Origin of the sequence: Brachyspira catarrhinii (assembly GCF_005518285.1) — a bacterium.
Classification (GTDB): domain Bacteria; phylum Spirochaetota; class Brachyspiria; order Brachyspirales; family Brachyspiraceae; genus Brachyspira; species Brachyspira catarrhinii.
This window is the reverse complement of record NZ_SJDU01000096.1, coordinates 1-7,022: the sequence shown is the minus strand read 5'-3', so window position 1 is coordinate 7,022 and position 7,022 is coordinate 1. Positions and strand designations below refer to the sequence as shown.

Here is a 7,022-nt window from a genome sequence, read left to right as displayed (position 1 = left end):
AAATTGTTTGCAATTAAAAATTAAATTAAACGGAGTTATTAAATGGGATTATTCACAAAAAAAATTGAAATAAAAAGTCCTATAAAAGGCAAATTAATCGACATAACGGAAGTGAAAGACGAAGCGTTTTCAACTAAAGCTTTGGGAGACGGAATGGCTATAATTCCCGCGGACGGAAAAGTTTTCTCTCCTATAGACGGCGAAGTTATAACTATGATAGACACAAATCACGCGATAGGTTTGGAAACTAAAGGAGTCGAAATTCTTATACATATAGGAATGGATACGGTTAAATTGCAAGGGAAATATTTTAAATCGCATGTCAAAGAAGGCTATAAAGTAAAAGCTGGAACTTTATTAATTGAATTTGAAAAAGAGGAAGTCGAAAAAGAATACGATATAACATCTCCTATAATTATTTCAAATTTTACCGAATTGAAAGAATGCATCAAAACCGAACCGAGAGATGTGGAAGTCGGCGATTTGATTATGACTATAGTAAAATAAAAATTGAAAAATAAATTTAAGAAATAAAATTTAATCGCTATAATCTTTTAATTTTCTGTAAAGCGTGGCTCTCTCTATTCCAAGAATTTTTGAAACTTGAGCCTTGTTAAAATTGTTTCGGCTTAATAAATAATTGACATATTTTTTTTCAAGCTCTTCCAAAGTTAAATCTTTATCGACTGAAAAAATTTCTTTATCCGATTTTAATGCCCAATCTGGAATATTGCTTTCTTCAATTTTTCCGTCCCTCGACATTACAACCATTGTCTCTATCATATTTCTTAATTCCCGCACATTTCCTTCCCATTGAAGAGACGACAATATTTTATAAACTTTTTTATCAACGGATTTAATTTCTATAGAATGAACGGCGGAAAATTCTTTGATAAAATTATCTATAAGAATCGGAATATCTTCTCGTCTATCTCTTAAAGGAGGCATTTCGATTTTTATAACATTCAATCTATAATACAAATCTTCTCTAAATTTTCCCGTTTTGATTTCTTCCGATAATTTTTTATTTGTAGCCGCTATTACTCTTATATCGACATTTATCGGAGTGTTCGAGCCTACATGTTCGATAACTCTCTCTTCCAAAACTCTTAAAAGTTTAACTTGAACGGTTTGATTAATTTCGCCAATTTCGTCCAAAAAAATCGTGCCTTTATTAGCCGCTTCGAATCTTCCGATTTTTTTATCAATCGCTCCAGTGAAAGCGCCTTTTTCATGCCCGAATAATTCGCTTTCCAAAACTCCTTCTGAAAGCGCAGCGCAATTTACAGTTATATAAGGTTGTTTTGCTCTGTCAGAAATTTGATGAATAGCGTTTGCGACAAGCTCTTTACCAGTTCCGCTTTCTCCTTCTATTAAAACGGTAGCTTTCGTTCTTGCTACTTGTTTTATCGCTTCATAAACTTTTAGCATTTTAGAACTACGCCCAATCATTCCGTAAAAACTTTCATGATAATCGACTCGCTTTTCAAGAGTTTCGTTGGTTTTCTTTATATTTTTGCTTTCCAAAGCCCGCGCTATTATCAAAAGCATTTTATCCAAATTGAAAGGTTTTGTCATAAAATCGTAAGCGCCAAGTCTCATCATATCCACCGCCGTTTCGACATTTCCATGTCCCGTTAAAATTATCACGGGAATATGTTTGTCGAAATCTAAAACATCTTTTAAAAATTCTTCTCCCGTTTTTTCTGGCATTTTCAAATCGGTAATAACCAAATCTATTCCGCCTTTATAAACTAAATCTATTCCTTTGTCTCCGTTTTCCGCGGTTGCCACTTCATAACCTTCGTATTCCAAAGATTTTTTTATTCCGTCTCTTATATTTTTTTCATCGTCTATTATTAGTATTTTAGCCATATAATAAATCCGTTTTTAAAAATTTTTGATTTTCTTGCATTAGAGGAAGTTTTATTATAACTTTCGTTCCTTTTTTGTATTCGCTTTCTATATTTATATTTCCGTTATGAGCTTCGATTATTCGAGCGACATTGGTAAGTCCGAGTCCCGTTCCATGTCTCTTTGTAGTAAAATAAGGCTCGAAAATTTTTGGCAATAATTCTTCTTTTATTCCGATTCCGTTGTCTTTTATCGTTATTAAAGCAAAGTTGTCGACTGTTTTTAATTTTATTTGAATTTCTTTCTTATAATTTTTTTCGCTTTTTTCCAAAATCGAATCTATGGCGTTTTGAATGATATTTATTAAAGATTGTTTTATATATCTTTCGTCAATTCGCATTATCAAATTGTCTCTGTCGAATTTAATTTCCATATTTATATTATTATTTTCAATTTCGTATTTCAAAAAATCTATAGTCGATAAAATTAAAGAGTTTATATTTGTCTCTTCCAAATTAAGCTCCAACTTTCTAACCGAAAATAAAAAAGAGTTAATCGTATCTTCGAGTCTTCCAATCTCTTCTTTAATGATAGCGCAATAATCTTTTAATTCGGAAAAACATTGAGAAGAATTGTCGATATTTTTTTTAATGATTTTTTCGATAAGTTGAATATATATTGAAATAGAACCCAAAGGATTTTTTATTTCATGAGCGACTCCCGCAGCCAAAGTTGTAAGCGAAGCCAACTGCTCGGCTCTTTTAAGTTTTTGAGAATTTTCGTAGGTTTGAGTTATGTCGAAAGCCTTTATCAAAGTTCCTATTATTCTTCCGCTCTCTCCCAAAGGAAATATATTTATTTGAAGAATTCTTTTATTATCGTCGTCTCTTAATAATTTGGTATCCGAATCGTTTTCTTTTATAAGCTCTAAAATTATTTTTCCCGTTTCGCTGTCGGATAAATATTTTGAAAGAGGCTCGTTCTCGCAGTTTCTTGGAATTGAAAATAGAAAACAGGCTTTTTTGTTTATTCCCTGAATTATTCCGTTTATGTCTATTGAAACGATTCCCTCTTCCAAATTTTCAATAATCGTATTTTGAGAATAGCATAAATCGGATAACCTTTCAAATATTCTTTTTTTTTCGTTATCCGAAACTTTATCGAAGTTCTTTAAAAATTTATCGAAAAATTGGTTTGCTCTATTCATTTTTAAAGTATATTAGAAAATAAAAAACTTTCAATAGTTTATTGAGCTTTTATTAATTTTATTGTTTTTTAACTAAATTTATTATAATATTTTAATATTAATGTTTTACTTTATATAAATTTGATTAATTATAATAGGAAATTTATTTATGATATTGGTTGACAACTCGGAAGAATCAAAAAGTTTGCTTAAATATTTTGAAAAACAGTTTTATAATAACGATAATGAAAACGATATTCATAATATAAAAGAAATTTGCATATTGACAGCTTATTGTTTTTATAAAGTATTTTCGTATATAGTTGAAAATGAAAACGCTAAAAAAATATTTTTAAACGCTAAAGTAAAAATACTTATCGGAATGAATATAGATAAAGAAACGAGAGTGTTATATTTTGACAACGAAAAAGATAACGATAAAACTATGAACGATTTTAAAGAATTCACTTTATCCGAAAATGAAAAATATTCTCCAATAATAGAATTATTCAAATATAAATGCGAAAATAAAACTCTCGAAATTAGAAAAACTTTGGAAGATATGCATGCCAAATTATATTTATTTAAATACAACGAAGAAGCGGAAAGAAACGCTTTTTTAATAGGCTCAAGTAATTTTACACATTGCGGAATTAAAGACAGAAAAGAACTTAATATATATTGCAAAGACGGATTTAACGAACTTTATAATTATTTTGAAGAAGAATGGAATAAAGCTTATCCGATAGTCGATTTCAATAATGCAAATAAAATTCTTAATATTGCTAAACTTACGGATAAAGACGATATAGATATTGAAGAAAATGAAAACGATTTCGGTTTGCCTTATCAAATATTTCTTAAAGTTATATACGAATATTTTGAATTTTATAATAAAGAAAAATTATTATGTTTGCCTTCGACTTATAGATACAAAGATTATAAATATCAGATTGACGCTATAAAAAGCGCTATAAACGGAATTATGATTTATAACGGAGTTTTGATTTCCGATGTAGTGGGTTTGGGAAAAAGTATAATAGCATCTGTTGTTGCGAAAAATCTTTTGTTAAAGAAAAATATTGACGAGATAGTAATTATATGTCCTCCAAAAATAAAATATTCTTGGGAAAGTTATAATAAAGAATTTGAAATGAGAGCGAAAGTTTTTAGTGTAGGACTTTTGGATGACGCTTATAATTATGTTAAAAATAATAAAAAGCGGAAATTAATTATAATAGACGAAGCGCATAGATTCGTAAATAGCAAAACTTATTCTTACGAAACGATAGCTAAAATATGCTTTGGAAATAAAGTTATGCTCCTTACGGCTACTCCAATGCATAATACGACTTCCGATATATTTTCGTTAATCGATATTTTCGACAGACTGCTTACAAAAAATAAAAATATCGAAGAAGAAAAAATTAAAATATTGAAAGAAGAGCGAGAGATAAAATCGAAATTTAAAAATTCGGAATTTTCAAAAGAAGAAAGCAAAAAGAAAAGTAAAGCTTTGGCTGAAAAAATAAGAGGATTGATAAGTCCGATTATAATAAGGAGAACGAGAACGGATTTGCTTGAAAGTATAGAATATAAAAAAGATTTGGAAGAACAGAAAACGGAATTTAACGATGTAGAATAACCGAAGTTGCATGATTATAATCTCGGGAGTTTGTCAAAATTATATTCCGACACGCTCGAAAAAATAAGTCCTTATAACGAAGATGATAAAAAAGATAACGCTGAAAATAATTCTAATATATTTAAAGGCGTCCGATACAAGCCTTTGATTTATTTGAAAAAAGAAACTAACGAAGATAAAAGAAAAAGCGCGGAAATTGTTAAAGCCGTTTATGGAGAGGACGCGAATTTTGATTTTGCAGATTTGTCTTCAAATAATATTTCAAAATTTATGAGGCATTTGCTCGTTCGCAGATTTGAAAGTTCGATTTTTGCATTCAAAAAGAGCATTGAAAATATGATTGGAAAATATGAGAATATAAATAGATTTGTGAGAGGCAAAAATTATTATCCGATTTATAAAAGAGGCGATATTGATTACGAAGATTTTTTTGAAGACGAAAACGAAGATTACAATAAAAAATACGAAGGACTTTATATAATTGAAAATGTAAAAGAAGTTTTAAGCAAAGAATTTTTTGAAAGTTTTGAAAACGATTTGGAAATACTTAAAGGAATAAAAAAAGATTGGGAAAATATCGGAGTCGAAAAAGATAAAAAATTTTTAAAATTAAAAGAAGAATTAAAAAAATTCAAAAAAGAAAACGAGAACAGAAAAATAATCATATTCAGCGAATTCAAAGACACGGTAGATTATTTATACGAATCGATTTGTAAAGACGAAGAATTGAACGATTTACTCAAACCTTTAAAATCAACCGCCGAATCAAAAAACAGAGAAACCGTTATAGCAAATTTTGACGCGTCGCTCGAAGAAATCAAACAAGAAGACGAATATTTTTTGCTTATATCGACAGACACGCTTTCGGAAGGAGTCAATTTGCATAGAGCGGGAGTTATAATAAATTACGATATTCCTTATAATCCGACAAGAGTAATTCAGCGAGTGGGAAGGATAAACAGAATCGGCAAAAAACTTTTCGATAAAATTTATATTCACAATTTTATTCCGAGACTCGAAGCTCAAAAAGATATTAAGAATTGGCAGATTGCTAATTTCAAGCTCACTTTGATAAACGCGATATTTGGAAACGACACAAAAATACTTCAAAAAGACGAAGATATTAATTCTTTACTTTCTACAAAGAGAGAAGCGGAAATTTTGGACGATGACGATAAAAGCTGGGATATCGAATATAGAAATATTTATAATAAATTAAAGGGAGACGAAAAATTTTTGGAAAAAATAAAAAATTTGGAAGACGGAATTTTTATCGGAAGAGAAAAAAATTTTGACGGACTGCTTGAAATAAGGAGAGGAAAAAACGGAATATTGGCGGGACTTTTGAAAGACTCGGTTATGGATTATAATACGAAAAATATATTTGAAATTTTGAAAGCGGGAGAAAACGAAAAAGGATTCAAACCGAGCGATAAAGCGGAAAGTCTGCTCGGACAATTTGAGAGAAGAAAAAATATTAAAAAGATTAATGATAAACCGAACGCTTTACTTATGCTTGAAAGATATAAAAATGTTATAAGTTTTGAAATTTCTTTAAGCGATAAAGAATATATTGAAAAAATTATTAAAGGAATCGAATATAATCAATTTAGCTCGCCTCAAATTAAAGATATTGAAAAAGCGTTTAAGAATAATAAAGATATTGAAATACTAAAAGCGATTAAAAATATAATTGGAGATAGCGATATTGAGAATATTAATTTTGCGGAAACTGATTTTTGGGAAGAGTCGGAATTAATAGCGAGGGAAGAGTTTTTTAAATAAAATATATATTATAGTTTTTTATATTTGATGCATTTTCTTTCCAATAGTCGAAAATTGCAGCATCTATTTGCAAGAGAAGAATTCGGCATTATCTTACATTTTTTATAAAGCTTTTTTGCTTTTCTGCGTAATATTTCATCGCATAAATCTATTATTTCTTTTTCTTTTTGTAATAAATAAATATAATCGTTCTTTTCTTTTTCGCTTAAAAAACTTCGGAAGTTTTCTATCTGATTATATTTTAATTGAGTAATGCAGTCTCTCGAAACGGGAATCATATTATTAAGATTTAGAACCGCATATAAATATCCGTTTTGAATATCATTTAATTTGTGAAAATCTAATTTATTGGACATTTTATAATGTTTGGGTTTTGCCGAAGAAATTGGGACATAATAATTAAATTTGTTTATCGTTAATAATATTCCTACATGAAGTTTTAATTTATCTCCATATTCCACATAACCGACACGGCTATCATATTTAATCAAATAATTTATATAGTCTTTGTCGACAACGAACCAATCCATTAAAAAATAACGCTCCGATAAA

Annotated in this window: 6 protein-coding genes; 3 read left to right on the top strand and 3 right to left on the bottom strand. The window is 29.0% G+C overall.

The genetic code is table 11. The features are described 5' to 3' along the window. The first annotated feature begins 42 nt into the window (after positions 1-42). Positions 43-507 (top strand): PTS sugar transporter subunit IIA, encoded by a 465-nt coding sequence (locus EZH24_RS05120; protein WP_137998053.1) that lies wholly within the window; start codon positions 43-45, stop codon positions 505-507. 30 nt (positions 508-537) lie between these two features. Here EZH24_RS05120 and EZH24_RS05115 read toward each other — a convergent pair whose 3' ends face one another. Then, positions 538-1,875 carry a sigma-54-dependent transcriptional regulator gene (locus tag EZH24_RS05115; RefSeq protein WP_137998051.1) on the bottom strand — a complete coding sequence of 446 codons (1,338 nt, stop codon included), beginning with the start codon at positions 1,873-1,875 and terminating at the stop codon, positions 538-540. Further along, positions 1,868-3,061, bottom strand: a complete 1,194-nt coding sequence (locus EZH24_RS05110) for a two-component system sensor histidine kinase NtrB (protein ID WP_137998050.1) — start codon at positions 3,059-3,061, stop codon at positions 1,868-1,870. Before EZH24_RS05110 ends, EZH24_RS05115 begins: the two co-directional genes overlap by 8 nt. Before the next feature lie 148 nt (positions 3,062-3,209). Here EZH24_RS05110 and EZH24_RS15030 point away from each other — a divergent pair, with 148 nt between their 5' ends. Together EZH24_RS15030 and EZH24_RS15025 are read left to right on the top strand one after the other, a co-directional pair. Next, positions 3,210-4,685 carry an SNF2-related protein gene (locus EZH24_RS15030; protein WP_236847076.1) on the top strand — a complete coding sequence of 492 codons (1,476 nt, stop codon included), beginning with the start codon at positions 3,210-3,212 and terminating at the stop codon, positions 4,683-4,685. Between the two features lie 30 nt (positions 4,686-4,715). Then, entirely contained in the window at positions 4,716-6,470 is a 1,755-nt protein-coding gene (locus EZH24_RS15025; RefSeq protein ID WP_236847075.1) for a C-terminal helicase domain-containing protein, read from the top strand. Positions 6,471-6,478: 8 nt separating this feature from the next. Here the strand turns inward: EZH24_RS15025 and EZH24_RS05100 are convergent. Beyond that, the coding region (locus tag EZH24_RS05100) for a type III toxin-antitoxin system ToxN/AbiQ family toxin (RefSeq protein WP_201798566.1) at positions 6,479-7,022 on the bottom strand (544 nt) is incomplete at its 5' end.

What these genes read in the sequence shown, in the direction of transcription:
- EZH24_RS05110 (WP_137998050.1), bottom strand. Translation starts at nt 3,061, where the DNA reads ATGAATAGAGCAAACCAATTTTTCGATAAATTTTTAAAGAACTTCGAT.
- EZH24_RS05120 (WP_137998053.1), top strand. Translation starts at nt 43, where the DNA reads ATGGGATTATTCACAAAAAAAATTGAAATAAAAAGTCCTATAAAAGGC.
- EZH24_RS15030 (WP_236847076.1), top strand. Translation starts at nt 3,210, where the DNA reads ATGATATTGGTTGACAACTCGGAAGAATCAAAAAGTTTGCTTAAATAT.
- EZH24_RS05115 (WP_137998051.1), bottom strand. Translation starts at nt 1,875, where the DNA reads ATGGCTAAAATACTAATAATAGACGATGAAAAAAATATAAGAGACGGA.